27 protein-coding genes and 3 pseudogenes are annotated in these 26,286 nt (G+C 63.4%); 14 read left to right on the plus strand and 16 right to left on the minus strand.

What is annotated here, in order from left to right:
- The first annotated feature begins 19 nt into the window (after positions 1-19).
- The 5 genes and pseudogenes from QNO18_RS06645 to QNO18_RS06660 all read left to right on the plus strand — a co-directional run bounded on the left by QNO18_RS06645 (position 20) and on the right by QNO18_RS06660 (position 2,520).
- Positions 20-737 (plus strand): annotated as a pseudogene (locus QNO18_RS06645) (molybdopterin-binding protein).
- Between the two features lie 124 nt (positions 738-861).
- Positions 862-987, plus strand: a complete 126-nt coding sequence (locus QNO18_RS25630) for a hypothetical protein (RefSeq protein WP_349293840.1) — start codon at positions 862-864, stop codon at positions 985-987.
- Complete coding sequence (locus tag QNO18_RS25635; protein WP_349293841.1) at positions 984-1,439, plus strand: GNAT family N-acetyltransferase; 456 nt, start codon at positions 984-986, stop codon at positions 1,437-1,439. Before QNO18_RS25630 ends, QNO18_RS25635 begins: the two co-directional genes overlap by 4 nt.
- A 54-nt stretch (positions 1,440-1,493) precedes the next feature.
- Positions 1,494-2,111: a hypothetical protein gene (locus QNO18_RS06655; protein WP_283177047.1), complete on the plus strand. Its 618-nt coding sequence runs from the start codon at positions 1,494-1,496 to the stop codon at positions 2,109-2,111.
- 85 nt (positions 2,112-2,196) lie between these two features.
- Entirely contained in the window at positions 2,197-2,520 is a 324-nt protein-coding gene (locus tag QNO18_RS06660; protein ID WP_283178756.1) for an OmpA family protein, read from the plus strand.
- A gap of 100 nt (positions 2,521-2,620) precedes the next feature.
- On the opposite strand, the pseudogene QNO18_RS06665 reads toward QNO18_RS06660, so the two are convergent.
- Positions 2,621-3,525: pseudogene (locus QNO18_RS06665) on the minus strand (LysR family transcriptional regulator).
- Positions 3,526-4,003: 478 nt separating this feature from the next.
- On the opposite strand from QNO18_RS06665, the gene QNO18_RS06670 reads away from it, so the two are divergent.
- Positions 4,004-4,267 carry an EF-hand domain-containing protein gene (locus QNO18_RS06670; protein WP_283177048.1) on the plus strand — a complete coding sequence of 88 codons (264 nt, stop codon included), beginning with the start codon at positions 4,004-4,006 and terminating at the stop codon, positions 4,265-4,267.
- A gap of 279 nt (positions 4,268-4,546) precedes the next feature.
- Here QNO18_RS06670 and QNO18_RS06675 read toward each other — a convergent pair whose 3' ends face one another.
- Positions 4,547-4,693 (minus strand): hypothetical protein, encoded by a 147-nt coding sequence (locus tag QNO18_RS06675; protein ID WP_283177049.1) that lies wholly within the window; start codon positions 4,691-4,693, stop codon positions 4,547-4,549.
- A gap of 439 nt (positions 4,694-5,132) precedes the next feature.
- On the opposite strand from QNO18_RS06675, the gene QNO18_RS06680 reads away from it, so the two are divergent.
- The gene (locus QNO18_RS06680; RefSeq protein ID WP_283177050.1) at positions 5,133-5,564 is read left to right on the plus strand and encodes a cytochrome c; all 432 of its coding nucleotides are present in this window, start codon (positions 5,133-5,135) and stop codon (positions 5,562-5,564) included.
- Between the two features lie 909 nt (positions 5,565-6,473).
- Here QNO18_RS06680 and QNO18_RS06685 read toward each other — a convergent pair.
- The gene (locus QNO18_RS06685; RefSeq protein WP_283177051.1) at positions 6,474-6,776 is read right to left on the minus strand and encodes an I78 family peptidase inhibitor; all 303 of its coding nucleotides are present in this window, start codon (positions 6,774-6,776) and stop codon (positions 6,474-6,476) included.
- A 37-nt stretch (positions 6,777-6,813) separates the two neighbouring features.
- The gene (locus QNO18_RS06690) at positions 6,814-7,113 is read right to left on the minus strand and encodes an I78 family peptidase inhibitor (RefSeq protein WP_283177052.1); all 300 of its coding nucleotides are present in this window, start codon (positions 7,111-7,113) and stop codon (positions 6,814-6,816) included.
- Positions 7,114-7,135: 22 nt separating this feature from the next.
- On the opposite strand from QNO18_RS06690, the gene QNO18_RS06695 reads away from it, so the two are divergent.
- Positions 7,136-7,264 carry a hypothetical protein gene (locus QNO18_RS06695; RefSeq protein ID WP_283177053.1) on the plus strand — a complete coding sequence of 43 codons (129 nt, stop codon included), beginning with the start codon at positions 7,136-7,138 and terminating at the stop codon, positions 7,262-7,264.
- A 192-nt stretch (positions 7,265-7,456) separates the two neighbouring features.
- Positions 7,457-8,587 (plus strand): S-(hydroxymethyl)glutathione dehydrogenase/class III alcohol dehydrogenase, encoded by a 1,131-nt coding sequence (locus tag QNO18_RS06700; protein WP_092895544.1) that lies wholly within the window; start codon positions 7,457-7,459, stop codon positions 8,585-8,587.
- 124 nt (positions 8,588-8,711) lie between these two features.
- On the opposite strand, the gene QNO18_RS06705 is transcribed toward QNO18_RS06700, so the two are convergent.
- Positions 8,712-9,629: a rhodanese-related sulfurtransferase gene (locus QNO18_RS06705; protein WP_283177054.1), complete on the minus strand. Its 918-nt coding sequence runs from the start codon at positions 9,627-9,629 to the stop codon at positions 8,712-8,714.
- Positions 9,630-9,725: 96 nt separating this feature from the next.
- On the opposite strand from QNO18_RS06705, the gene pncA reads away from it, so the two are divergent.
- The 3 genes from pncA to QNO18_RS06720 all read left to right on the plus strand — a co-directional run bounded on the left by pncA (position 9,726) and on the right by QNO18_RS06720 (position 12,073).
- On the plus strand, positions 9,726-10,340 hold the full coding sequence (gene pncA / locus QNO18_RS06710; protein ID WP_283177055.1) for a bifunctional nicotinamidase/pyrazinamidase: 615 nt from the start codon (positions 9,726-9,728) through the stop codon (positions 10,338-10,340).
- A gap of 88 nt (positions 10,341-10,428) precedes the next feature.
- The gene (gene pncB / locus QNO18_RS06715; protein ID WP_283177056.1) at positions 10,429-11,721 is read left to right on the plus strand and encodes a nicotinate phosphoribosyltransferase; all 1,293 of its coding nucleotides are present in this window, start codon (positions 10,429-10,431) and stop codon (positions 11,719-11,721) included.
- A 43-nt stretch (positions 11,722-11,764) separates the two neighbouring features.
- Positions 11,765-12,073, plus strand: coding sequence for a DUF2834 domain-containing protein (locus QNO18_RS06720; RefSeq protein WP_283177057.1), 309 nt, complete (start codon positions 11,765-11,767; stop codon positions 12,071-12,073).
- Positions 12,074-12,234: 161 nt separating this feature from the next.
- Here QNO18_RS06720 and QNO18_RS06725 read toward each other — a convergent pair whose 3' ends face one another.
- The 5 genes from QNO18_RS06725 to QNO18_RS06745 all read right to left on the minus strand — a co-directional run bounded on the left by QNO18_RS06725 (position 12,235) and on the right by QNO18_RS06745 (position 16,682).
- The gene (locus QNO18_RS06725; RefSeq protein ID WP_283177058.1) at positions 12,235-12,711 is read right to left on the minus strand and encodes a GNAT family N-acetyltransferase; all 477 of its coding nucleotides are present in this window, start codon (positions 12,709-12,711) and stop codon (positions 12,235-12,237) included.
- Complete coding sequence (gene arfB, locus QNO18_RS06730) at positions 12,704-13,126, minus strand: alternative ribosome rescue aminoacyl-tRNA hydrolase ArfB (protein WP_283177059.1); 423 nt, start codon at positions 13,124-13,126, stop codon at positions 12,704-12,706. The genes QNO18_RS06725 and arfB overlap by 8 nt, the downstream gene beginning before the upstream one ends.
- Before the next feature lie 251 nt (positions 13,127-13,377).
- Complete coding sequence (locus QNO18_RS06735; protein ID WP_283177060.1) at positions 13,378-13,998, minus strand: queuosine precursor transporter; 621 nt, start codon at positions 13,996-13,998, stop codon at positions 13,378-13,380.
- A gap of 264 nt (positions 13,999-14,262) precedes the next feature.
- The gene (mepA, locus tag QNO18_RS06740; protein ID WP_283177061.1) at positions 14,263-15,180 is read right to left on the minus strand and encodes a penicillin-insensitive murein endopeptidase; all 918 of its coding nucleotides are present in this window, start codon (positions 15,178-15,180) and stop codon (positions 14,263-14,265) included.
- Entirely contained in the window at positions 15,180-16,682 is a 1,503-nt protein-coding gene (locus QNO18_RS06745) for an MFS transporter (RefSeq protein WP_349293842.1), read from the minus strand. The genes mepA and QNO18_RS06745 overlap by 1 nt, the downstream gene beginning before the upstream one ends.
- Positions 16,683-17,251: 569 nt before the next feature.
- On the opposite strand from QNO18_RS06745, the gene QNO18_RS06750 reads away from it, so the two are divergent.
- Complete coding sequence (locus QNO18_RS06750) at positions 17,252-17,539, plus strand: YggT family protein (protein ID WP_092895560.1); 288 nt, start codon at positions 17,252-17,254, stop codon at positions 17,537-17,539.
- Positions 17,539-19,600 (plus strand): annotated as a pseudogene (gene recQ / locus QNO18_RS06755) (DNA helicase RecQ). Before QNO18_RS06750 ends, recQ begins: the two are co-directional and overlap by 1 nt.
- A gap of 23 nt (positions 19,601-19,623) precedes the next feature.
- On the opposite strand, the gene QNO18_RS06760 reads toward recQ, so the two are convergent.
- The 6 genes from QNO18_RS06760 to QNO18_RS25645 form a co-directional block, all read right to left on the minus strand.
- On the minus strand, positions 19,624-21,003 hold the full coding sequence (locus tag QNO18_RS06760) for a dynamin family protein (RefSeq protein WP_283177063.1): 1,380 nt from the start codon (positions 21,001-21,003) through the stop codon (positions 19,624-19,626).
- Positions 21,000-23,135, minus strand: a complete 2,136-nt coding sequence (locus tag QNO18_RS06765; RefSeq protein WP_283177064.1) for a dynamin family protein — start codon at positions 23,133-23,135, stop codon at positions 21,000-21,002. The genes QNO18_RS06760 and QNO18_RS06765 overlap by 4 nt, the downstream gene beginning before the upstream one ends.
- Positions 23,136-23,513: 378 nt before the next feature.
- Positions 23,514-23,870 carry a roadblock/LC7 domain-containing protein gene (locus QNO18_RS06770; protein ID WP_283177065.1) on the minus strand — a complete coding sequence of 119 codons (357 nt, stop codon included), beginning with the start codon at positions 23,868-23,870 and terminating at the stop codon, positions 23,514-23,516.
- Positions 23,871-24,446: 576 nt separating this feature from the next.
- Positions 24,447-25,001 carry an aminotransferase class IV gene (locus tag QNO18_RS06775; protein ID WP_349293883.1) on the minus strand — a complete coding sequence of 185 codons (555 nt, stop codon included), beginning with the start codon at positions 24,999-25,001 and terminating at the stop codon, positions 24,447-24,449.
- Between the two features lie 19 nt (positions 25,002-25,020).
- Positions 25,021-25,473 (minus strand): chorismate-binding protein, encoded by a 453-nt coding sequence (locus QNO18_RS25640; RefSeq protein ID WP_349293843.1) that lies wholly within the window; start codon positions 25,471-25,473, stop codon positions 25,021-25,023.
- Entirely contained in the window at positions 25,473-26,177 is a 705-nt protein-coding gene (locus tag QNO18_RS25645) for a chorismate-binding protein (protein ID WP_349293844.1), read from the minus strand. The genes QNO18_RS25640 and QNO18_RS25645 overlap by 1 nt, the downstream gene beginning before the upstream one ends.
- Positions 26,178-26,286: the final 109 nt, after the last annotated feature.

The raw sequence follows: 26,286 nt of genomic DNA on the forward strand, positions 1-26,286 counted from the left end.
TGCATCTGATGAGGCGCCTATGGCCAATCCCAAAGCCGCAATGCTGGTTATCGGGACGAGATCCTCTCCGGCCGCACCCGCGATTCCAATCTCTGGCACCTGGCGGGTGAACTGACCCGCGCCGGCATCGACCTGACCGAGGCCCGTGTGGTCGGCGACGCGCATGCCACCATCGTCGCGGCGGTCCGGGCGCTCTCGACCTCGCATGACTATGTCTTCACCTCGGGCGGCATCGGTCCGACCCATGACGATATCACCGCCGATGCGGTGGCCGAGGCGATGGGGCCGCAATCTCCCACAGGGCGGACGCGATGGCGCTGCTCAGGGCGCATTACGATCGTCAGAGCCTCCCCTTCAACGAGGCCCGCCAGCGCATGGCCCGTATCCCGGATGGTGCAACGCTGATCGACAATCCGATCTCGGTCGCGCCCGGCTTCATCCTCGGCAATGTCCATGTCATGGCAGGGGTGCCGAATATCTTCGAATCCATGCTGGCCTCGGTCCTCCCGCGCCTCACCGGCGGCGCGCCGCTTTTGTCGCAAAACCTGCGTGTCATGCGTGGCGAGGGCGAGATTGCCGGCGATTTTGGCCGTCTGGCCGAAGAGTATCCCGATCTCAGCATGGGGTCTTACCCGTTCCAGCAGAACGGCGCTTTCGGCACCAATCTGGTGATCCGCGGCACCGATCCGGGGCGGCTTGATCAGGCGATGATGCGTCTTGTGGGGATGTTTGGATGAACTGGCCGGGAAAACTCATAGCCGATGTTATGGAGGCCACCTGGCCGCCCTTTGCCACCCGTATCCTGGGCCGTTCCACCTGCGCGACGGGGCAGGGGGCGGCAAACGCGTCTCGGCGGCCACCGTGCATGGGTCCTGGAACGAGGCGACGCTCAGCGCTGCCGAGGCCGCAATGGCCGAGCCGCTTTTCACGATTTACGATGGTGACGCAGCCCTTGATGCCGCGCTTGAGACGCGGGCTATGAGGTGATTGATCCGGTGGTGATCTATGCTGCCCCGGTCGCGGATCTGCAACAGGATCTGCCGCCGCTGGCCGCTTTCCCGCATTGGCCGCCGCTGGAGACCGCCCGCGAAATCTGGGAACAGGGTGGGATCGGCCCCGCCCGGATCCGGGTGATGGAGCGCGTGTCCGGCGCAAAGACCGCGATCCTCGCGCGGCACAGCGACCGCCCGGCCGGCGCCTGTTTCGTGGCGCTTTCCGGGCATCATGCGATGATCCATGCGATCGAGGTCGCGCCGCATATGCGCCGCCAGGGCGCAGGCGCCAGTCTTCTGGCTGCGGCGGCAAACTGGGCCGCAGATGCGGGGGGCCATTCGCTCAGCCTCGCAGTGACAGAGCAGAACACCGCCGCCCGCGCGCTTTATGATCGCGCCGGCATGTCGATTGTGGGAAAATACCATTACCGGATCCGAAAGGGCTGAGTTCAGGCTCTTTGGTCCGGTCTGACCGAGGTCGTTACAGGGGTTCCGTTTGCCGTGACCTTCCGCTTGCCCCTGCCGGCCCTTGTGCTGGTTCTTGTCCCTGTGCTGCCCTTCGCCGCGCCGCAACCCTTGCGCGCGGCAGAACCATTTCAGCCGCTGTTCTCGTTTCCTGTGGCAGGCGCCACCGCGCAGCCTGCAGCCTATGACAGCTATGATCTGCCGGTGGCGCCCTGGCGCAATGACGAGCTGACGGTGGAAACTTTCGAGGGTCAGGTCGACCGCCGCGCCTGGCAGCTGGAAAGCGCCGGTGCCTCGCCCCTGGAATTGCTGGCGCCGTTGCGCGACCAGCTTCTGGCGCTGGGATACGAGGTCGTGCTGGATTGCGAGGCACGCAGATGTGGCGGTTTTGATTTCCGTTTCGCAACCGAAGTGCTGCCAGAGCCGGGGATGCATGTTGATCTCAACGAATTCCGCTTTCTCTCTGCCCGACGGGGCGATGAGGCCGTGGGGCTGATGGTCAGCCGCTCGGCCAGCGCGGGATTTGTGCAGGTGATTTCAGTCGGACGCGAGGCGCTGCCGGCGCCAATCCCGGTATCGGGGTCCCGGGTAATTCGGAGCCTGGTATGTCGGGCACAAGCCCCGGTCGGCCAGATCCTGTGGCGGTTCCCCTGATCAAACCCGTGACGCCTGCCGCCCCGGGGCTGAGGCAGACGGGCAGTCGCAGCTTGATGCCGGCCTGCCCTTTGCACTGGACGATCTGGTATTCGAGACCGGCTCCGCCGCGCTCAGCGATCGCGATTACGCCTCGCTCACCCTGGTCGCGGCCTGGTTGCAGGCCGATCCGGCCCGGCGTCTCATCCTGGTCGGGCATACCGATCTCTCGGGTGCGCTTGGTGCCAATATCGCGCTGTCGAAGCGGCGGGCCGAGGCGGTGCGTCAGGCCCTGATCACCGATTTCGGCATTCCGGCCGCCCGGATGACCGCCGAAGGCGCTGGCCCGCTTGCGCCGCGCGCCAGCAATGCGAATGATGAGGGGCGCCAGAAAAACAGAAGGGTCGAGGCCATTCCGGCCCCGACCTGAGTTTGGCTTCCCGACAAGGCGTGTAACGGGACAGCGGAATTTCAGATTCCGGGGCACTCAGTCGCCCCGGTGGTTACCTGTGCGGCTCTCCTTTGCGGGGTCACCACTTATCCGGCCCTTTGTCGATAAAGCGGCGTGCGAGGAAGTCGATGAAGGCGCGCACTTTCGGTTGGGTGAACCTGCCCGGCGGGTAGACCGCATAGATGCCCAGAACTTCGGTCGGCAGGCCGGGAATGGCCTCTTCGACCTGGCCCTGGCGCATCGAATCCGCATAAAGGAACGAGGGCAGATAAGCGATCCCAAGCCCCGCCAGGGCGGCGTTCAGCAGGCTCTGCCCGTCATTCACCGTCAGCCAGCCATTCGAGCGCACCTGGCGGCGTTCACCCGAGGGCGCGGTCAGCTTCCAGACATTGCCATTGGCCTGGTTGGAATAATGCAGGAGCTTGTGTTCGTTCAGATCGTCGATCTTCATCGGGCGGCCATAGCGCTGGAAATAGCTCGGCGAGGCGATCATGCGCTTGGTGGTCTCGGTCAGTTTGCGGGCGCGAAGCGAACTGTCTTCCAGCTCACCCACCCGGATCGCCATGTCGAACCCTTCCGAGATCAGCTCTACATAACGGTTGTTGAGCACCATATTCACGGTGATATCGGGGTATTCCAGCAGGAAATCCCCAGAATGGGCGAAAGCAGGTTCACCCCGAAATCGGTCGCAACCGAAATCCTGAGCAGCCCTGAAGGGGCCGATTGCATCGACGTCACCAGCGCATCCGCTTCGCCGGCGTCATTCAGCACGCGGCGGGCGCGGTCGTAATAGGCAAGGCCAATCTCGGTCGGTGAGACACGTCTGGTGGTCCGGTTCAGCAGTCGCGCACCAAGCCGTGCCTCAAGCGAGGAGACATGTTTCGAGACGGCGGATTTCGAGATCCCCATCTTCTTGGCCGCATCTGTGAATCCGCCCTGATCCACAACGGTGGCAAAAGCTTCCATCTCGGTCAGTCGATCCATCGGGTTCCTCGGCAGCAGAATTGAGGGCAGAAAACTGGGGTAGCGACGCAGCCATAGTGCCCGGAGGTCCGGGCTGCGCAGTCAGCGCATCTTTGCCCGGGAAAGACCCTCCAGATCCTGGGCCTTCGCTCTCTTTGCCCCCCAATTCGGGCGGGATCGGGGCAGAGACGCGACCTATCCGGGGAATTTGCAGGGATCGTTGAAGGCACGGAAACGGCGACCCTGGTCCGGATGGGCGGTTTGTCTGTGCCCATCCGACAGGCAGGGCCTTGCGCAAAGCGCGGGCCGGCCCTGGCGGGAAAAGGGCGCAAAGCCGCTCCAGGCGGAGAAAATCCGCGTGCAGGGACGGTTTCAGCGGGCGATCCCCGCCGGTTGGCGGCGGCTCTTTACCCTGCCGCGATCCTGCCCAGATTGGAGGTCGGGGCCGGTAATGCCGCGCCCCGTCAGACTGAAACGGAAACACCGAAAGGATGACCCGATGAAACGCCCGATGAAACGCATGGCTCTCTTCGCAATGTCGCTTGGCCTTTTCGCAGGCGCAGCAGTCGCTCAGACCGCCCTGCCGATGATCGAGGACCTGGATGCCAGCGGTGACTGGTCGCATGCCGAGCTGCAATCGGTGTGGCCAGATCTGACCGCAGAGGGCTTCGCTGCCATCGATACCGATGCCAATGGCGCGGTCTCGCCGGAGGAATTGCAGGCCGCAGTTGATGCAGGCATCGTACAGCTGCCCGCGCAGTAACGCGGCAGATACGCAGCAGACAGGGGGGTGGCGTCCGGGCCGCCCCCCAACCCTTTTCCTCCCTTTGCGGTGCGTGAAAGCGTGATCGCCAGCCTCACCGCCTGAACAATGGCGCGCTGATCAACGGCGCGTTTCGCAACCGGCCCGGCGGCCCCGGTCGCGCCCCCGATCAGATTATATACGGGTCCTGCCAGCTGAACGGGCCGCCCGCAATCCCGCCGCGCGGCGCCCGGGCCCGTACTGGCCAGGTATTGCGTCCCCACAAGACATCTCACCACATCAAACCCGGCACTCCTGGCCCCTGACATCGCAATACGAGCGCCGGACTTCACTCCCCGCCAGCCGATCAGCGTCGCGCAGCACATGCAAGCTCATCCCGGCACGAAGGCCAGGATCGCGCGGCACCACCCCGATGGAGCGGATCACCACTTCAGTCTCCGCCAGCGTCACGGCGGCGCAGACCCACCGCGCCCCGCGCTACCTGTCACCGATATTCAGAAGATCTGCTCCGGGCGCGCGTGCCGCGCAATCCTGGCCTTCGTTCCTCGACATCCCTTGCCCTACCCGCGCCCGCCGCAGCACCTTGCGCGGCGGCCTCATCCCTTTGGTATGTCGCCTCCCCCCGCGGTCTTGGCGCCAGCAGGCAGGGGGGGCGGGGAGGCGGTTATGGAAACAGCCATCCCGGCCCATCGCCGCGACCGCACGGGTGGCGGCGTTGGCAATCATTCCGGTGCCGCCCCGCGTCCGCCCGCGCGTCCGCAGGCATGTTCACGCTGCTGTGAAGCATGCCTCGATCACCCCGCTATCGCCGTGCCCGGTCACATGCTTAACTCCACCCATCCATGTCCAGCACCGGAGCCAGACCATGAGACCCGTCACCGCCGCGCTTTTCGCCTCAATCCTGCTTGCAACCGCCGCCTTTGCTGCCGAACCGAGCCAGCCCGAAGCCATTGAACGCGCAAAGCTGATGAAAGAGATCGGCACTAACTCGAAGATCCTGGGCGAGATGGCCAGCGGCAAAGCGCCCTATGATGCCGCTGCCGCCGACGCCGCCAAAACCGTCCTGATCGCCGCCGCAGGCCGGATCGACACGGTTTTCGCAACCGCAGGCGCAGAGGACCCGGTCTCAGAGGCCCTCCCTGCGATCTGGACCAGCTGGGAGGATTTCACCACAAAATCCGCCGGTTTCGGGCAGGCGGCCGGAGCGCTGGACACCAGCTCGGCCGAGACTATCAAGACAGGTATGGCCTCGATCGGTGCCAGCTGCAAAGCCTGTCATTCGGTCTTTCGCGAATAATCCGTTTTAGCCTCTTGCCCTGAAAAAAGCCGCGCCGCATCGCGCTGGAGCGGCTTTTCTGGTTTAACAGAACGCTGAAAAAATCTGGTGTGCGGGCCTGTTTGCCTTGAGCAGGGCACGATGCCGCCGGGCCTTGGTATAGCCGGCCTGACGGTCAGGTCTGCCGTCGATGGCGGTGCGACGGGAATTCCTGGCGAGCGTGCGGCGATTTGCGGTGTGACCCGCATCTGGCGCAGCCTCGGCGACCCATTCGGCACTGTCAGAGCCGCGGTCTGCCGCCCGGGTCAGATCGGCCCGGACGACCCGGGTCTCCGGACCGGTCGTCGAAGCATGGCGCGCGCCGGAGGAGCGTTTCTCGCTGCGCAAATCGACTTCGGCATTGCGCTTGCGGCATGTGGGGTGGGGGAGGATATGGGCGGCGCGCGGGTTTCTGGCGGATCGCCTGGATCAACGCCTCCGTCGGAGGTCACGCTGTCCTTCGGCTGGAAGCGCTTGATGGATGCCCGGCACGTCACCAGGGTACCATAGACCGGGAAGCGATCGTCTGACAGCAGCGGTTCTGCATCACGATGCGCCAGGCCGGGGATGATCAGCAGACATTCCGGGGGACTGTGCGCCTGAGGGGACAGTCATGACCCGACGGGACATTTCCGTGGTCAGCACCCGGTCACGGTTTTTTCGTGAGCACGGGTCGGGACCAGGACAGCGTCGTCGATCCCAGGGCGCACGAACCAGCGAAACGGCGAAACAGCAGGTTGCAACCGTCTGCGCGCTGAGCTGGTGCCGGGACCGGATCTTGCGCAGCGGATGCCGTGCCGGGATTCGCTCCCCGGGGGCGACGTCGCTGCACAGCGATCCGGTCGCCGCCCCTCGAGGCAGGGGTTTTCAGCTTCCTGTTGAGGCGCCGGGTCAGGCGCAGTTCATGCTGGTGATCTTTCCTGCCGCGTCCAGTTGGACATTCAGCCGCGCCTGGTTGTAATCCATCGTCACCGCCTGGCCCGGCGAAATCACCCGCATCGGATCGCGGCGCCCCGCAAGGCTCGCGAGCATGGCCTTATCCTGACCGATCAGATGGCCGGCGGCGCGGGCGCCGCAAGTGTCATCGGCAGGCGCGGGCAGGCTCGGCGTGGTATCCGCCGGGGGCGCAGGGACGCAGGCGCCGAGGGCAAGTCCCGCGCAAAGCGGCAGCAGAGTCAGACGTAACAGGGGCATTGCTTTCCTCCTTCTGTCCGGCGAACCGGGACTGGTGTCAGCCGCAGGTGAGGCTGGTGATGTGATCCTGCGCATCCAGCGCGACATTCAGGCGCGCAGGGTTGAAATCTTCGGTGACCATATCGCCGGGGCGGATCAGACGCAGCGGGCCGTCCACCTCGTCTCCAGGCAGCGAGGTTGCCGGGCCGCCGGTCAGATGCGCCATGCGATCCGCGCCGCAAAGCGCCGGATCAGCGACCTTGCGCGGGGCCGGGCCGCCTCCGCCGCTTCCGGCACAGCCCGCAAGGCCAAAGCCCGCAAACAGCATCAGTCCAAATCCAAAGGCGCGGCTTCGCATCATCTTCCTCCCGGCAGTGTCGGTGGATTTAATCACATTCCGCCCGGGTTATGATCCCCTGATCGACGACATACGCAGTGATCCGCTGAGGCTTGCCATCGCCGTGACCGACGATGCCGCGCGGCGGGATGCCTGGCGGGATGATCCCTGAAGGCAGGCCATTTTTCGCGCCGATCCCTTGCGAGGCGGCAGCTCTCTGGCCCGTATTCACTCCAGGCTGGCCCCGCGCAACAGAGAGGCCGCGGCAAAGCGGGAAACCATAGAAAACATGTCTCTTCCTGCGTTGCTTTCCGCGCCCGTCTGCCCCAGGTTACGCGCGATTGTTAAGGGAGAAACATCAGCCATGCGTACCCGTGCCGCCGTCGCTCTTGCTGCAGGCAAACCGCTTGAAATCATGGAAGTGAACCTTGAAGGCCCGAAACGGGGCGAGGTTCTGGTGGAGATCAAGGCGACGGGGCTTTGCCATACCGATGAATTCACCCGTTCGGGCGCGGATCCGGAGGGGATCTTCCCCTGTATCCTCGGGCATGAGGGGGCCGGGATCGTGATCGAGGTCGGCGAGGGCGTGACGACGCTGAAGCCCGGCGATCATGTGATCCCGCTTTACACGCCGGAATGCCGGGAATGCTATTCCTGCCTCTCGGGCAAGACCAATCTCTGCACCGCGATCCGCAATACCCAGGGCCAGGGGCTGATGCCCGATGGCACCACGCGGTTTTCGCTGCTCGATGGCACGCCGGTTTACCACTATATGGGCTGCTCTACCTTTGCGAACCATACGGTGATGCCGGAGATCGCGCTGGCCAAGGTCCGCGATGACGCGCCGTTCGACAAGATCTGCTATATCGGCTGCGGCGTGACCACCGGTATCGGCGCGGTGATCAATACCGCAGGCGTCGAGATCGGCTCGACCGCAGCGGTGTTTGGCCTTGGCGGTATCGGGCTGAACGTGATCCAGGGCCTCAGAATGGCCGGGGCCGATATGATCATCGGCGTCGATCTGAATGACGATAAAGAGGAAATGGCGCGCAAATTCGGCATGACGCATTTCGTGAATCCGTCAAAAATCGAAGGTTCGGTGGTGCAGGAGATCGTCAATCTGACGAAGCGCGGCGCGGATCATCTCGGCGGTGTTGATTATTCGTTCGATGCGACCGGCAATGTCAAAGTGATGCGCGACGCGCTGGAATGCTCGCATCGCGGCTGGGGTGTGTCGGTGATCATCGGCGTGGCGCCGGCGGGGGCCGAGATCTCGACCCGTCCGTTCCAGCTGGTGACGGGGCGGGTCTGGAAAGGCACCGCATTCGGCGGCGCGAAAGGCCGCCGGGATGTGCCGAAATTCGTCGACTGGTACATGGATGGCAAGATCGAGATCGATCCGATGATCACCCATCAGCTGAAGCTGGAAGAGATCAACCATGGTTTCGATCTGATGCATGAGGGCAAGTCGATCCGGGCGGTCGTGGTCTATTAAGGACAACCTGCCAAAGACCGCCCGCCCTTTCGGGCGCGGCGGTCTCCGGCAGGCGTGTTTCAGGCAAAAGGAAAGGGGCGCAACGCGCCCCTTTTTCTGTGTCCGGACCCGAAAGGGGGCAGGATCAGGCGTCGGACGGGTTGGCGCCCAGATGCCTTTCGCCGCGGGCCTTTGCCAGGCGCATCTGTTTTTCGCGCTCGCGGAAACGGGCGCGATCATCGGGAGTGTATTCCGATACGCAGGCCGGGCAGCAGACGCCTTCTTCATAGGAAGGGTGCCGGCGATCTGCGGCTGAGATCGGGCGGCGGCAGGCGCCGCAGCTGAGGTAATCGCCGGGGACAAGGCCATGGCCGACCGAGACGCGGCCATCAAAGACGTAGCATTCGCCGTTCCAGAGCGACTGTTCTTCCGGCACATCTTCGAGATATTTCAGGATGCCGCCCTTGAGGTGGAAGACATCCTCAACGCCTTGCGAGATCAGGTAATTGGTGGATTTCTCGCAGCGGATGCCGCCGGTGCAGAACATCGCGATCCGCTTGTTGTGAAAGCGTTCGCGATTGGCCTCCCACCAGGCGGGGAAGTCGCGGAAGCTTTTTGTGCCGGGGTCGATGGCGCCCTGGAATGTGCCGATGCCCACCTCGTAATCATTGCGGGTGTCAATCACCGCGACATCGGGGGCGGTGATCATCTCGTTCCATTCGGCGGGCGAGAGGTAATGGCCGACCGAGGCGCGTGGATCGACGCCTTCGATGCCCATGGTGACGATTTCGCGCTTCAGTTTCACCTTCATGCGGCCGAAGGGCATCTCGTCCGACTGCGCTTCTTTCCAGTCGAGATCCGCGCAGCCGGGCAGGGCGCGCAGATGCGCCAGCACGGCGTCGATGCCCGCACGTGGGCCGGCGATGGTGCCGTTCACGCCTTCGGTCGCAAGCAAAAGCGATCCTTTCACGCCTTCGCGCGCGCAAAGATCCAGCAGCGGCTGGCGCAGGGCGGCAGGGTCGGGGAATCTGGTAAAGTGATAGAGGGCTGCGATGGTGATCATAGGCGCGAAATGGACCTCCGGGGGCGTGAAATCAAGCGGATTGGTTGACGCAGGCGCCCGCCCGCGTGAGGGTGACCAAAATTCGGAGGGCCTGAGATGCGCGAAACCGATGCGGCGCTGATCGTCATTGATGTTCAGAATGACTTCTGCCCCGGCGGCACATTGGCGGTCGAAGGCGGTCATGAGATCATCGCCGGGATCAATGCGCTGATGCCGGACTTTGGCTGCGTGGTGCTGACCCAGGACTGGCATCCGGCGGATCACAGCTCTTTCGCCGACAATCATCCCGGGGCTGCGCCGTTTACGGTGACGGAGATGCCCTACGGGCCGCAGGTGCTCTGGCCGCGCCATTGTGTGATCGGGTCAGAGGGGGCGGAGTTTCACCCGGATCTGGCGACCGACCCGGCGCAGCTGATCCTCAGAAAGGGGTTTCGCGCCGGGATCGACAGCTATTCGGCCTTTTTCGAGAATGACCGGGAAACCGCGACCGGACTAGAGGCCTGGCTCCGCGCGCGCGGGATCACGACTTTGGTGCTGGCAGGCCTCGCCACCGATTATTGCGTGGCCTATTCGGCGCTGGATGCAGTGCGGCTTGGGTTCCGGGTCGAATTGCGCGAGGATCTCAGCCGCGCGATTGATCTGGATGGCTCGCTGGAAGAGGCGCGGGCGCAAATGGCCGATGCGGGCGTCGTGATGGTCGATCCGCGCTGATATTTCCTGACAGGAATGCTGGTCAGGGTGCTGGACAGTGACGCGGGGGGTTGCTTTAACCGCTTCACTGCCTGGAGGAGGCTGAGACATGGTCGATATCGCAACGCGCGTGCACAATCACAACTGGAAGATCGACCCGATTGTCCGGTCTCTGCTGGACACCGATTTCTACAAGTTGTTGATGTGCCAGTCGATTTACCGGAACCGCCCGGATACGAATGTCACCTTCTCGCTGATCAACCGCACGAAGTCTGTGCGCCTTGCCGATCTGATCGACGAGGGCGAGCTGCGCGAGCAGCTGGATCATGTGCGTTCGCTGAGCCTCAGGCGCGGAGAAAGCACCTGGCTGCGCGGCAATACCTTTTACGGCAAGCGCCAGATGTTCCGCCCCGATTTCATGGAATGGTTCGAGGGGCTGAAACTGCCGCCCTATTACCTGGAAAAGCGCGACGGCCAGTATGAGCTGACCTTTGAGGGCAAATGGCCCGAGGTCATGCTCTGGGAGATCCCGGCGCTGGCAGTGATCATGGAGCTGCGCTCGCGGGCTGTGCTGAAGGATATGCACAAATTCGAGCTCCAGGTGCTTTATGCGCGCGCCATGACCCGGCTTTGGGAAAAGGTCGAACGGCTCCGGGCGATCCCGGGGCTGAAAATGGCCGATTTCGGCACACGCCGGCGGCACAGCTATCTCTGGCAGGACTGGTGCGTCCAGGCGCTGCAGGAGGGGCTGGGAGAGGCCTTTACCGGCACCTCGAATTGCCTGATCGCGATGAAGCGCGATATCGAGGCGATCGGCACCAACGCGCATGAGCTGCCGATGGTCTATGCGGCACTGGCTAAGGATGATGCCGAACTCGCCCAGGCGCCCTATCAGGTTCTGGCCGACTGGCATGACGAACATGACGGCAATCTCAGGATGATCCTGCCCGACACATTCGGGACCGAGGGCTTTCTGAAACGCGCGCCTGACTGGCTGGCGGGCTGGACCGGCATCCGGATTGACAGCGGCGATCCGGCAGCGGCGGCAGAGCGGGCGATCCGCTGGTGGAAAGAGCGCGGCGAAGACCCGCGCGAAAAGCTGGTGATCTTCTCGGACGGGCTGGATGTGGCGATGATCGAAAAGCTGCATATTCAATTCCAGGGCCGGGTGAAGGTCTCCTTCGGCTGGGGCACCAATCTGACCAATGACTTCCGCGGCTTTGTGCCGAATGACGCGCTGGCGCCGTTCAGCCTTGTCTGCAAGGCGATCTCGGCCAATGGCCGCCCGACGGTGAAACTGTCCGACAACCCGAACAAGGCAATGGGGCCGGCGGCGGAAATCGCGCGCTACAAGCGCGTCTTCGCGGTTGGCGACCAGCAGGCGCAAGAGGTGCTGGTCTGATCTGGCGCATCCCCGGGAGCAGGGGCGGAGCGGGAGTATTACTGTGACGGTCAGACATTTCTATCTGGCGATGGCTATTATCGGCACGCTGGTGCCCTGGCTGTTCTTCGGCTCGTTCTTTGCCCTGAACGGCCTCGATATCCCGCTCTTCCTGCAATCGCTTTTCGCGAACGGGGCCGCAGCGGGTTTTTCCATCGACGTGCTTTTGTCGATCCTCGTCTTCTGGGTCTGGTCCTGGCGGGATGCTGCGCGCAACAGGATCCGGCACTGGTGGCTGGTGCTGCCCGCGAGCATCTTCGTCGGTCTGTCACTGTCGCTGCCGCTTTACCTCTGGCTGCGCGAGCGGGCGTGACGCGGAGCGCGCGGCGATAGCGGGTAAACTGATCTCACGTCGCATATGGCCCGGTGGTCTGCCGCAGCTCCGGCCTCTGATTCGCCGGGCCGGAAACAGGGCAAGGTGCATTTCCCGCAGAGGCCCGTGATCGCACCAGGATATGCGCGCCCGTCACGCGGTCAGAGCGGCTTTTCGAACCAGACCCTGCGGAAGCCGTCTTCTTCGCCCCGTCGCGTCTCGACATAGCCAAGCTTCGGGTAAATCGCGATATTTTCGACCATTTTCTCATTTGTATAGAGAGAAATGGCCCGGAGCCCCAGGCGCCGCGCCTCTGCCTCGCAACAGCCGATCAGCGCCTTGCCGATGCCGCGCCCGGCGGCCGCGGGCAGCACCGCGACATTTTCCAGCAGCATCACATCCCCTTGCGGTGCAAAGACGATGAAGCCCAGGAGATCACTGCCATCTTCTGCGATCCAGACATGACCGGCAGCGATCTGACCGCAGTAATCCGCCAGCATTGGCGCCGGCCTGCGCCCGATCAGCGGGATATATCTGGAATAGGCCTGTTCGGCACAGGCAAGAATGGCGGCTTCGTCTGAGGCCTCGGCCGGACGGATCATCGTCGCTCTATCTGTATCAGTGTGGCTGTCAGTCATCGTCGCCCACCTTGCCCCGCATCGATTTGACCTCACCGCGCGCGGATTTTGACGCGAGCCTGCGCTGCTGGCTGCCCCAGGTGGCTTTGGTCGCAATGCGGCGCTTCGGGACGACCAGCGCCTGGCGGATCAGTTCAATTAGCCGCTCGCGGGCGATCTCGCGATTGCGGGCCTGGCTGCGGGTCTCATCAACCTGAATGACCAGCGCGCCTTCCAGCGTCCATTTCCGCCCGGCGAGGCGTTTCAGCCTGGTTTTGACCGGGCCTGTCAGATGCGGCGAGCGTTCGGCCTCGAATCGCAGCTCTACCGCGGTCGAGACCTTGTTGACATTCTGCCCGCCGGGACCGGAGGCGCGCATGAAGCTCTCCGAGAGCTCCCAGTCGGCGAGAGAGATGGTTTCGGTGACATATAACATGGGAAAATGGGGCGCAAAGCAGAGAAAGGGCCGCCTGATCGGCGACCCTTTCCGAGTTCCAAGGAGATGGGCCAGTTAGGAATTGAAGGCCCAATCAGTCGTTCGTCTTACTGAGGGGCTGCCCTCAGAAAACACCCCTCCTGACTGTCTTGACACCTCTCTCCAATATCACTCTAGACACTGGATCACCTCCTTTCGAAAAGTTTCCGATAGGGTGATGCTGGCACAGATTTGGTATCGATCAAGTAAATTTACGCAAATCTAGCGGTCACTTTGCCGATTATGATGCGGAAAGGCACCAGTGCGACCAGGGCAAGCGCAATTTTTACGCACCAGTCCCCAATCGCGAGAGAGACCCAGAACGGAGCAGCCGGTCCAAAGCCCAAGAGCGGCCCGGGTGCGGCGGCCCAGGAGACATCGACGCCTGGCTCGAGGAAGGTGAAGAGGGCGGAGAAGGCGATGGAGAAAAAGATCACGGTGTCGATGCTGGACGAGATCAGCGACGAGATCAGCGGCGCCTGCCACCAGGGACGGTTGCGGAGCGCGGTAAAGATAGAGACATCGGTCATCTGCGCGACCAGATAGGCCAGTGCCGAGCCGATGGCGACGCGCAGCGTGACCAGGGGGCCGGACACACCCATGATCTGTGTGCCGATCAGGGAACAGATAAGCCCGGTCAGGAACCCTGCCAGCACCACGATCCGTGCGGCGCGCGGTCCCTGAAAGCGGTTGACCAGATCTCCGACAAGGAAGGCGAAGGGGTAGGTAAAGGCACCCCAGGTCAGGAAATCCCCAAAGGGAAACTGCACGAGGATGTTCGAGGCCAGCACGATGGCGGCCATGGCAAGAATGCCAGGCAGAAGGCGGGTCATGGATTTGTTTTCCGTTTTGACAAGGTAGCGGAGACTTGGCCCCCACCTGCGCGGGGGACGGCGCTCATTACGCCTGTCCCGCCTGGCCGTCAATCGCGCGGATGCCTGCTGCGCGGGCATCGGGGGGCGCTGCCCCCCGCCCCCTTCGGAGTCCCCCGGGATATTTAGAGACAGATGAAAGAAGGGCTGCTTTTCATCTGTCCTTAAATATCCCCGCCGGAGGCCTTCCCGGGGCCGTATGCGGCTCCGGGAACATCTGTTGCTTCAGTTCGAGTCGAGCACGGCCTGGCACTGGCGTGGCAGGTCGGCCATGGTGAACTGGCGCGGGTGTTTTTTCTTCGGCGGATCTTCTTCGTCCGGGTCCTTCTTGCCAGGTTGCTGCTTTGGCGGGTTCAGATAGTCGGTGACCCACCAGTTCAGTGTCTCGTCACAGCCATTGCCGCCTTTGGAGAGGTCGGCCACCGTGGGCGTCTGGGTCTCGCAGGCGGTGGCGCCCGCCGGACATTTCAGCCGCACGTGGAAATGGGTGTCATGTCCCGCCACCGGGCGCAGCTTTTGCAGCCAGGCGGTGTCGGACTTCTTCGCGGTCTTGCAGATTTCCAGTTTGATCGCGGCGGCAACAAAGATCCGGTCCACGCGCGGGTCTGACGCCGCGACCTTCAGCAGGTTCTGCGCTGTCGGCCCCCAGGCGCGGGTGACCGATTTCTGATCGGCCGAACGCATCGGGATCGACGAGAGGCTCTCGCGCTCTGCCACCGATAGGTCGAGGCGTTTTGGCGCGAGCCACCAGATATCCGCATCCAGCCCGATCTGATGGCTGGCATGCCCTGTGATCATCGGGCCGCCCCTCGGCTGGCTGATATCGCCGATATAGAGACCTTTGCCCCAGCCGATCTGGCTTGCGGCATAGGACAGGTCCATCAGGAATTCGACCATCACCGGCTGGCCCCAGTTGCGGTTTCTGGACAGGCGCATCGACTGCCAGTGCGGGCCGTTTTCCGGCATTTTCAACAGCCCCGCCGCGCAGCCTTTCGCATAGGATCCGATCGGCATCGGATCTTGTTGCGAGGGCGTCTTCCAGGCGCCGAGCAGATCCTTGGCCAGCTGCTGCGAGGCTGCCGGAAGCGGCGCGATCAGACCTGCACAAAGCGCCGCGAGCAGAGGGAGGGCACGCAGTTTCATCATGGCTGTTCACCTTTGGCATTGACGAAGGCCAGCAGCACCAGCCCGAGCAGGAAAAGCGCGATCAGCGGCAGGCCGATCCCGATACGTTGCGAGCCCGAGATCATGCTGACCAGCGCGATGGCCGAGGGGGCGATGAAGCTCGCGACCTTGCCGGAAAGCGCGAAGAGGCCGAAGGCTTCGGTGGCGCGGTCGGGGGTGGTGTGGCGCAGCATCATGGTGCGCGATGCCGCCTGGACCACGCCGCCCGCGCCGCCGATCAGCGCGCCGCAGATCATGAAGATCCGGTCGGATTCATTGGATGCGGAATCCAGCGCGATGCCCCAGATCTGGTCGCGGGTCAGGCCCAGCAGCACAAGGCAAACCAGCGTCAGCACCAGAACCGCCACTGCGATCACCGGCTTGGGCCCGAAAGCGCGGTCGGCGCGGCCGCCTGCCCAGGAACAGGCCACAGCAGCCACCGCGCCGACGATGCCGAAAATGCCGATCTGCCCGACGCTCCAGCCCAGAACGCCCGAGGCATAGACCCCGCCAAAGGCATAAAGCGCGTTCAGCGCGTCGCGGTACAAAAGTGAGGAGCCGAGATAGGCGCTCAGGCTGCGGCGGAACCGCAGCGAGGCAATCAGATCCTTCAGCTCAGTCAGCGCGCGGCCCAGTTGCAGTGGCCGGCTGACGGTTTTCGGTTCTTTGACCCAAAGGAAGAAGGGAACCATGAAGACCATGAACCAGATGGCGGTGAAGGGGCCGACGATGCGGGTGCCGATCATCGTTTCGCTGTCTTCGCCGAGGATCGGCCGGATGCCAAGATAGGTGCGCGGCCCGGCCTCGGCCGTTTCGATTGCGCTGAGTTCCGGCCCGGCGAGGCTGTCATCCTCGACCAGTGGCTGGCCGGCTTCGCCGATTGCGCCGGCATATTCGCCGCCTTCGTCCTGGGGTGCGGCGATGAACAGGCCCAGCATCAGGACCAGTGCGATCAGCCCGCCCAGATAGCCAAAGGCAAAGCCATAGCCCGAGATCGCGCCGAGATCCTCGTGATCAGACAAAGACGGCATCAGCGCATTGGTGAAGATGGTGGCGAATTCCATCCCGATAAAGCCCATGCCGAAGAACACGACCGCCCACCACAGGATGCCGATCTCTCCGCCAGGTGCGACCCACCACAGCGCCCAGGCGCCGATCACGTAGAAGGACGAGAAGATCCAGACCCAGATCAGCCGCCGCCCGGTGGAATCGGCAATGGCGCCAAGGATCGGCGCCAGAAGCGCGATGATGATCGAGGTTGCGGCGATGCCCCAGCCCCAGAAGCTCTGGGCGGCGGCTTTGGCGGCCTCTTCGTCGAGACCGGTGCCCATGTAATAGCCGCGTGCGACCTCGGCGAAATAGGGGCCGAAGATGAAGGTCAGCAGGAGCGTGCTATAGGGCTGGCTGGCCCAGTCAAAGAAATACCAGCCCCAGATCCGTTTCTTTGCACTGACCATTTGCACGCCCTCTGTTTCGGTCATCAGTGAATCGCGAAACGGCCCCGGGCGCAAGCGCTCAGGCCTGCATCGGCGGCCAGGGGCGGGTGACATCGGCGTGTGACCAGGCCGTGATTCAGGCGGGAAACGGCGGGCATCAGGTCGGCAAGCCAGGCGCTTCGGCCATGGTTCAGCTCAGGCCAGGGGGCGATATCCCGGGGCAGGCAGAGATGGGTGTCAAAGGGCGCAAGTTCCGGCTGCCGCCGTGCTCTGGCGATCACGAGGGCCATGCCCATCCAGGGGTACATCGTGTTCTCTGTATGGCGCCCGGCTCTGAACTGCGCGTGATCGTGCGCGCCGCGGGGGGGATCCGAACCTGAGAACAAGGATGTTTCCACGCGCGCAGCAACGCTCCGGCTGCATCCGTTAACCGGGGCTTCACCGCTGCCCTGTCACCATTGGGGAGAGACAGACCTGCAGGACGGCAGACCTGGGGCACGGCAGATCATGCGCCAGACAGAGCGGGCGCATGACAGACTGGCGTCAGCCTGCTTTGGCTTGCCCTGAGACCCGGCTCGCGCTACCTGTTCCAAAGCTGGCATGATGAGGAAAAGATGAAGTCCGTTTTCGATATCCTGATGCTTCTCCTCGGTGTGGCGCAATTTGTGGTGCTCGCCCATGTCATTCTCAGCTGGCTGATCAATTTCCAGGTGCTGAATATCCGCCAGCCGCTGGTGGCCCAGATCTGGTACAGCCTGAACCGCCTGCTCGAGCCGGTTTACAACCGCGTCCGCAGCATTCTGCCATCGATGCAGGGCATTGATTTCGCGCCGCTGGTGGTCCTGCTCGTGATCATCGGGCTTCGGATGATCCTTCTCAACAACCAATACGCCTTCATGTGATGCGCGACAGCGTCCCTCTCTCTCCCGCCGCGCTGCTGGCGGAGATATTCGGCTTTCAGGGCTTCCGCCCCGGCCAGGCCGAGATTGTAGAGGCGGTGACGGCCGGGCTGAACACGCTGGCGATCATGCCGACGGGTGGCGGGAAATCGCTGTGTTTCCAGCTGCCTGCTCTGTGCCGCGACGGTGTGACGGTGGTGATATCGCCGCTGATCGCCCTGATGCGCGACCAGGTCCGGGGCCTGCGCGAGGCGGGGGTCGAGGCGGGCGCGCTGACCTCCGGCAATACCGATGAGGAAACCGAAGAGGTCTTTCAGGCGCTGGATGAGGGGCGGCTGAAGCTTCTTTACATGGCGCCGGAACGCCTGGCGGCGGGGGCGACTTCGGCGCTGCTCCGCCGGATCAATGTGACGCTGATCGCGGTCGATGAGGCGCATTGCGTCAGCCAGTGGGCCATGATTTCCGCCCTGATTATCTGCGCATCGGGGAACTCAGGCGCGCGCTGAACGTGCCGCTTGCCGCCTTCACCGCCACCGCGGATGAGGAAACCCGCGCCGAAATCGTGCAGCGCCTGTTTGATGGCGCGCAGCCCGAGACGTTTCTGCGCGGCTTTGACCGCCCGAATATCCACCTCTCCTTCGCGGCCAAAGACACGCCGCGCGAACAGATCCTGCGCTATGCGGCCGCGCGGCGTGGTCAGTCCGGCATTGTTTATTGCGGCACCCGCGCCAAGACCGAGACGCTGGCCCAGGCTTTGCGCGAGGCGGGCCATTCTGCCTTGCATTACCATGGCGGCATGGAGGCGGGCGAGCGCCGCCATGTCGAGACCCGGTTCCAGCGCGATGACGGGCTGATCGTGGTGGCGACGGTGGCCTTCGGGATGGGGATCGACAAGCCCGATATCCGCTGGGTCGCCCATGCCGATCTGCCGAAATCCATCGAATCCTATTACCAGGAGATCGGCCGTGCCGGTCGTGATGGCGCACCCGCCGAGGCGCTGACGCTTTATGGTGCCGACGATATCCGCTACCGCCGCACTCAGATCGACGAGGGCGCAGCGCCGCCCGAGCGTAAGGCCGCCGATCATGGCCGCCTCAACGCGCTTCTGGGTCTGGCCGAGGCGCTGGCCTGCCGCCGTCAGGTGCTGCTGGCCTATTTCGGCGAGGCAAGCGGGCCTTGCGGCAATTGTGATCTCTGCGCCACGCCGCCGGCGGTGTTTGATGGCACAGAACCTGTCCGCAAGGCGCTTTCCGCCGTGCTCAGGACCGGCGAAAGCTATGGTGCGGGCCATCTGATCGACATTCTCACCGGCACATCGACCGAAAAGGTGCGCGCGCGCGGGCATCAGGATCTGCCGACCTTCGGGTCGGGCGCGAGCTTTCGAAAGCCGCCTGGGGATCGGTTTTTCTGCAGATGATGGGGCGCGATCTTCTGCGGCCGGATTTTGAACGCCACGGCGCGCTGAGAATGACCGATGCCGCCCGCCCGGTCTTGCGCGGCGAGGTGGACATCCAGCTTCGCCGCCCCGATATCCGCGCGCCGAAATCGGTGGTCAAGGCGCTGGTGGCTGAGGAAGACGCGCCGATCCTTTCGGCGCTGAAGGCCAAACGCCGGGCGCTGGCCGAGGCGGCGGGGGTCCCGGCCTATGTGATTTTCGCCGACCGCACCCTGATCGAGATGGCCGAGAAACGGCCCGAAACCCTGGATCAGATGGCGCAGATTTCCGGGGTTGGTGCGAAAAAGCTGGAAAGCTACGGGCTGGCATTCCTCCAGGTGATCGCGTCGGGGATGCAGGCGCCGCATCCGGCGCGGATGGCGCTGGCGGGGCAGGCGGCGGGCGCGGTCTATGACCTTCTGGCCGAGGCGCAGCTGCGGCTCGCGCGGGGCGAGGACGGGATCGGCAAACATCTTTCCTGCAATGCGACCACCTTGCGCCAGATTGCCGAACGCCGCCCGTCAAGCCTGACCGAGCTGGAGCGGGTTCAGGGCATGGGACAGCAAAAGGCCGAGCGATTCGGCCCGGCCTTCCTTGATATCCTGCATCGGGCTGCCGGTGCGCGCTGAGGCTTCCCGCCCGGTGGCGCGGCTCAGCCGGTCACCCGCCTGTCGCCGCCAAGCTGGCTGATCGCCATCTGCGCCATACCCTGGTTCATCACCGTCGCATCTGCGAGCATAAAGACCGCGCCGGCGCCGTTCTGCACCTGGATCAGCAGCCGCCGTTTTGCGGTCGAGAGGCTGAAAAAGCTGACCGGACCACCCTCTGCCGTCAGCCGCTCATCTTGCAGCTGCGTCAGCATCACGCGGCAGAAATCGGCAAGCAGTGCCAGGGTTTCCGCATCGCCTGCAAGCAGGGTATGGGCCGCGCCATCTTCATGCTGCAGGCCCGCCTGCAAGATCCCGGGCTGGACTGGCTTGGCTTTTTTCGCAATGGGTGCAACCGGTTCGGGGTCTGGCCTAACCGCAACATCGGCCTCGACCCCGACTTTAGCCCCGGTGGCCGTGACGGGCAGGTGTTCCACCGCTGCGACGGGCTCGGAAACGCTTTCGGCAACCGTGTCGGAAACCGCGCTTTCAGGGGTCGGGACCTCCGTATCTGACCCGGCGTCGGAAAGGATCGTTTCAGCCACTTTCGCAACTTCCGCGACGAGAGGCGGGTCTTCTTCGGCTTCCGCCGTGAACCTGGCTTCAAAATCGGGGGCGGCCCGGGGTTCCACCGGCCTCTCGCGTGGCTCCCGGTCATAGATAGTGCGGCCAGGCTGGCCGGCGAAGCCACGCAGCAGCGCCGCAAGGGGCGCGCCGCCGGTTTCCTGCCATTCCGCTTCTGACCCGGCAGATGCCGCGATTTTGCGGCGGTCGCCAAAGAGGAAGAAGCGATGCCCGAAAAGGGCTGCGGTCTCACGCTCCATCCGCTCCATCAGCCGGCCACGATCCTTATCCGATCGCAGCTTGTCGCCGCGCGACACGATCAGGATGGAGCGATCGGGCCTGGGCCCGCCCAGGGCTTCGACAATCGCCTTTTCCGTCAGCCGCCAGGCCTGCGAGCCGATGGTGACCCAGATCATCACATCGGCCGATTGCACGAGGTCGATCTGATCGCCGGTCAGCTCTTCGGCCCTGGTCATCGGCAATTCGATCAGCTCAAATCCCGACAGATGCGGCTGATCGAGCCAGAGACGGACAAATTCGGCCTCATGAAACAGCTCTTTCGTGCCGGGGAGGGCGGCGCGGATCTCGCGACCATCCCGCCCGGAGGCCTCTATCCCGGGGATCTCGCGCCAGCCGGCGACCAGCACCGGGCGCGCGCTCTGCCCGATATTGTCCGGCAGCAGCTGGTCGCGCATCAGCGCATTCATCACGGTGGATTTTCCGGCACTGACTTCGCCGCAGATCACCACGCGCAAGGGTGAACCAGTGTCAGCACCTGCGCGTTTTTCCTGCAAAAGGGCGGTCAGATCTGTCATTTTCATGCGGCAGCCCCAGGTTCGGGAAGCTTCAGCCCGGTTTCCAGCGCGGCAAGCGCGGTCAGACGGTGCTCCAGCGCCTCCATTTTGGTTTGCAGGCGCCGCAAGACGGCCTTCCGGGCTTCGGGGTTAAGCGCAATGCGTTCCATATCTGTCTTGTCCTGTTGCAGCCGGTTCGCGTTTTCCGACAGGATTGCATCGAACATCCTGAGCATCACACGGATCCGCGACATGCCCACACTGGCGCGCTCCAGCTGCGCCTCATTATAGGCCGCGAGAATTTTCTCGACCGAAGGCCGCAGCTCTTCGGTGGTCAGCATGCGCAAAGCGCCCAGCGATTTGTCGACATTCAGCGAGGGCTTGCGCCAGAAGGCCCAGCTGCGGTCAACGATCATGCCGACGCGCAGGTTGCGTTTCGCGAAGGTCAGGGTCGAGGTGAAACTGTAGCAGGGCAGTCCCTCCAGCGTTATCTCGGCGGTCGGATCCCCGGATGTCCTGTCCTGGAATTTCGAACCAATCGCATGGCGGCAGGCCTGGATACAGCTTTGCAGCGCGGCGTCCGTTCCGCTGCGCGAGCCTATATAGCATTGGCGCGTTTCGGCCTCGAGCGCCGACTGAAGCGGCAGCAGGTCGAAATCGAGCGTTGTACTGGCATCGCCTGACTGAGCATCGCCGAAAAGCCGGTCCTCGAACGCGTTTTTCTGGCGGTCGACAAAATCGCCGATCGCATCCATGAGCCGCGCCTCAAGCCCGGTCCAGGATTTCGACACCACCTGTTCGATCTGCGTATCCGCCGCGTCGACGAGGCCCTCAAGCCGGTTGCGCAGATCGCGGATGCCTGAGATTTCAGACCCCACATCACGGGCCGCAGTTCTGGCGATATCGCTGCGCAGGCTTTCCATCTGCACCCGCAAAGCGTCGCGTTCGCGGTTGTCGATGAACCGGGCCGCATTCAGCTCGGCCCTGATATCACCGCGCAACTGGTTGAGCTGCTGGCTGCCCACACCGCTGTCAAGCGTGGCCGAGAGCGTGTCTTTCAGCCGGTTCAGCCCCGAGGCGAGCATCAGCCGGTCTTTGCGGTCGCGCGGCAGGCGGCCGCAGGTTTCGCGGATATACTGCGCAAGCTCGTCACTGTCGGCGGCCTCGCGGAGTTGATCGGCCCCTTCGTCTTCGCGCAGCGCCAGATCGGCAAGCCAGGCAGATCCCGCAACGATACGAAAGTCGATTTCCGGGATCGCGGCGCGCAGCCGGCATTCGACATCGGCGATGACGCGCGGCACCTGGGCGCTGTAATCGTCAAGCTCGTCGATGCGATTTATGAAGATCACCACATCCTTGTCGTCCTGGCGCGCCAGGATCCGGATCAGCGCGACGTCGACATCGGTCAGCGGCTGATGCGCCGAAAGCACCATGATAAAGACATCGGATTTGTCGAGGCTGCGGCAGGTCAGCTCGTCACGCAGAAGGAACGGGTCATTTACCCCGGGGGTGTCGGTGATGATGGCCGGCACCTGGAATTCCGGCAAGCTCATGTAAACACTGGCGCTTTTTGTGAGTGCGGCATAACGGCCAAGCGCTTCGCGGTCGAGCCCGTCATCGCTTCCCGGGCCGGCGCAGACATAGCGCTTCAGCAGACCGGCCGAAAGGTAGTCATGGTCATGTCTGCTGCCAAGCAGCGCATGGTAATGGCGCACGAGCCGGCGCTGCGCGCGTTCGCGCATCTCTTCGCTCTGGCGGCGCAGCACGTCGCTGTCAAAGCCCGGCAACAGGTCTTCGGTCAGCTGGCGGATGGCAGAGCCGCTGTCGGTGATCTCCTGCCAGTCGGCTTCGTCGAAGAATTCGAAACGCGCGCCCGAGGCAGGATCCGAGGCGATATTGACGCGGATATTGGTGACCACCGATGTCCAGGGATTGATATCCGAGGGCAGGAAATCATGCTGCTGCAAAAAGGCATTGAGGAAGGTGGATTTCCCGGCCTTGACCTGACCGATCACTGCGATGCGGGCGGTCCAGTCCTCCAGCCGGTTGCGCAAGGGGGCAAAATTCGACCTGGTTTTCGGATCGACCAGGTGGTCGGCCCTGTCGAGCCCGTCGCGCAAAAAGGCGAGCTCCTGCCGCAGTTGCGGAGCGATTTTCACGACGGCCTCCTTCCGGCCGGGATTCCGGCCACGCTGACTGGAAAAACGGCCAGCACCGGGCAAACATCTCGCCACAGCTGACAGTCCGCTGCCCGGCCGCGCGCCGGGACAAAGGGGGGATACTGGCCCTGTCGGGCCGTTCTGGCCGCACTACTCGTTACCCCTGTCCGATTGCTTTACGTCACAGCCGGACAGATATCCTTAATGGTGGCTGGGTTATGGCGGTCTGAGGGCCAAGTCTTGGCTTTGAACGTCCTGGAACGCACTCTGTCCGGTCCCCTTCGGGGCTTGCAGGCATTTACCGCCCCGGCACAGCCCGGTCTTCTGGCGTCCCGGAAGGCGCCCGAAGACCGAAGATGCCCAAATGCCAGGGCCGTATCAGACCTTCAGCTTGCCTTCGACGTTTTTCACGGAGATGCGGGCGAGACCTAGGTTCGCATTGCTGCGATCCAGCGCAACATAAACGAAGACATTCGGGTTCGAGGCCAGCGGGCGGATCAGGTGCAGCTGGGTGCCGAGCGTGATCAGGATGTCTTCGATATGATCATCAAGACCCAGAGCGGCCATCGCAGCGTTCTTTGCGCGCACCACTTCGGTGTTTGCAGCGCCGGCGGCTTCGAGGTCGAATTTGATGCCGCTCGACTCGCTTGCGAGCATCAGGCCGGTTTCGCTGTCAACAAGGCAGGCGCCGATAAAGCCGGCGATTTTTTTCAGTTCAGTGATGTTGGTCGACATTTCGGGTGAGATCCTTTGTTTGCAAGATGTATCATTTCTGAATTCAACATTTGTTTTAATGTTGGCCTGATTGGATCCATTTTGGGAAAATGCGGTAATGATTTTGGCGCAATAATGTCGATTTTTGTCTTTGGGATTTTTGTAATTAATAAATATGTATACAAATCATATAATTATACATTTTGTACCTTCTCAGGTTGATGCGGTTTAAGGTCTTTTTCCTCTGGTTGTTTTTTGTGTCATTTAATAATTTTTGCTGACTCTTTGGTTGTAAATATCGGATAATTTACCGACTTAATTCAATTGATGGTTGTGATTTTTCGGGCTGGATCTGCAACAACGATGGCCGGCCCTTCTTTCGAAGTGAAGTGATGATCATCGCATGATTGTATCGCTTCGATATGTGAATCAACCGTGCCGTGATTTAATCAATTAAAAGTTGATATGAACTCCGGCTCTGTAAGCAGAAGGACGTATTGAGCCAGACGGCAGCGGATCCGGGAGCGGCCAGGGTCCGGAAAAGCGCGGCCCATTAAAGAGGGTAGCCCGGCTGCGACACCCGGGGGCGCGGGTCGGTCACGCCCTGGCGCGGTACTCTGCCGGAATCAGACCCCGCAGCGCATTGCCGACCCAAAGCCGGACGATGCCCAGGTCTTCGGGCCGCAGGATCTCTTCGGGGCAGGCCAGCTCACTGCGCAGGACACCCGGCAGCAGGCCAGAGCTCAGCGGCGGTGTGCGCAGCCCGGCGCCACGGTCGAAAAATACGGTGGTGATCGTGCCCTCGCTGATCTCGCCGCGCTCGTTCAGAAACAGCGCCTCGTCAATCCCGGCGGGCAAGGCCGCCCGGGCCGCATCATGAATAGCGCGGTGCGAAGATTTTACCGAAAGCCAGGGATCATCCGAAGCCAGCCGTTGTCCGGCGAGGCTGACGCTCCAATGCGGTTTCGCGGCGGGGAGGGGATGGGTTTCCCAAAGCAGCCGCCCCGTTGCATCCAGGGTCAGCCGCAGCCGGGCAGAAGACGCGGGCCCCGCAGGCGCCGCAGGTTCCGGCCGCGCCCAGCCAAGTGCCAGCGCGCTGCGCTGCAGCCGCGCCAGATGCAGCGGCCAGCGCGGCGCGGTGGCCCGGTCCAGAGCACCGTCTCGATCAGCGTCAGTCCCGGCTCACCGCCGCATTGACGAAGCGCGCTTTCCATAGCGCCTCCTCCCATTCGCCGGCCTCGGTCGAGCCATAGACCACGCCGCCTCCGACATTCATCCTGATTTCACCGCCATCCACCGTCAGCGTGCGGATAGCGACCGAGAAATCGGCGCTGCCATCGGGGGCCATCCAGCCGATCGCGCCACAATAGGCATCGCGCGCGAAAGGCTCGACCTCGCGGATGACCTCCATCGCGCGGATCTTCGGCGCGCCGGTGACCGACCCGCAGGGGAACAAGGCGCGGATCAGGTCAGGCAGGCTGGCAGGCTGCGCAAGCTGGCCCTGCACCTCGGACACCATCTGATGCACGGTCGCGTAATGTTCGACGGCGTAAAGTTCGGGCACTTTCACGCTGCCGATCTGCGAGATCCGGCTGATATCATTCCTCAGCAGGTCGACGATCATCAGATTCTCGGCCCGGTCCTTGGGCTTGAGCGCAGCTCTTGCGCCAGGCCCGCGTCGCGGGCGGGGTCGGCGTCGCGGGGGCGGGTGCCTTTCATCGGGCGGGTGGTGATCCGGCCATCGGCCTCAAGGCGGAAGAACAGTTCGGGGCTGCGCGAGACCAGAGCCGGCTCGCCCGCCAGATCGACAAAGGCGCCATGCCCGACCGGGCCAGAGCGCCGCAGCCGGCCGTAAAGCCCCTCGGGCGTGCCCGAAAGCAGGCGCGAGACCAACGGAAAGGTCAGATTGGCCTGGTAGATATCGCCGGCCGCGATCAGCTCCAGCACCCGGGCAATCGCACGGTTGTAGTCTTCGCGCGAGATCACCGGCTCGGGCGCGGAAATACGGGTCGCCCCGGCTTCCTCCGCCATCCTCGCCAGAATCGGTGCGGGGTCACAGGGGCCGGTATAGGTCGCGAGATGCACCAGCGGCAGGCGGCGATCCCCGGGCATCAGCGGAAGAAGCCGGTCCTCGAACGCATATCCCGCCTCATACGAGATATAACCCGCAATCCATGCCCCGGCCCGGCGCGCCTCTTCGGCGTCGCGCAATACCGTCTCGACTTCCTCAGGGGTGCGTGCGGTTTTCACCGACAACGCGTCATCAAACAGCGCCGGGCGCTCCCCGGGGCCGTGTTCGAAAAAAATCTGGCGTCTGCTGCTTTGCATAATGGGCACAGGAATAGGGGCTGGCGGAGGACTGCGCCAGCCGGAATAACGGGTGGGAGCCGTTGCGACCACTGGCGGAGATCGGTGGCGCGACAGGGAGCGCGATGGG

It is taken from the genome of Gemmobacter sp. 24YEA27 (genome assembly GCF_030052995.1).
Lineage (GTDB): Bacteria > Pseudomonadota > Alphaproteobacteria > Rhodobacterales > Rhodobacteraceae > Pseudogemmobacter.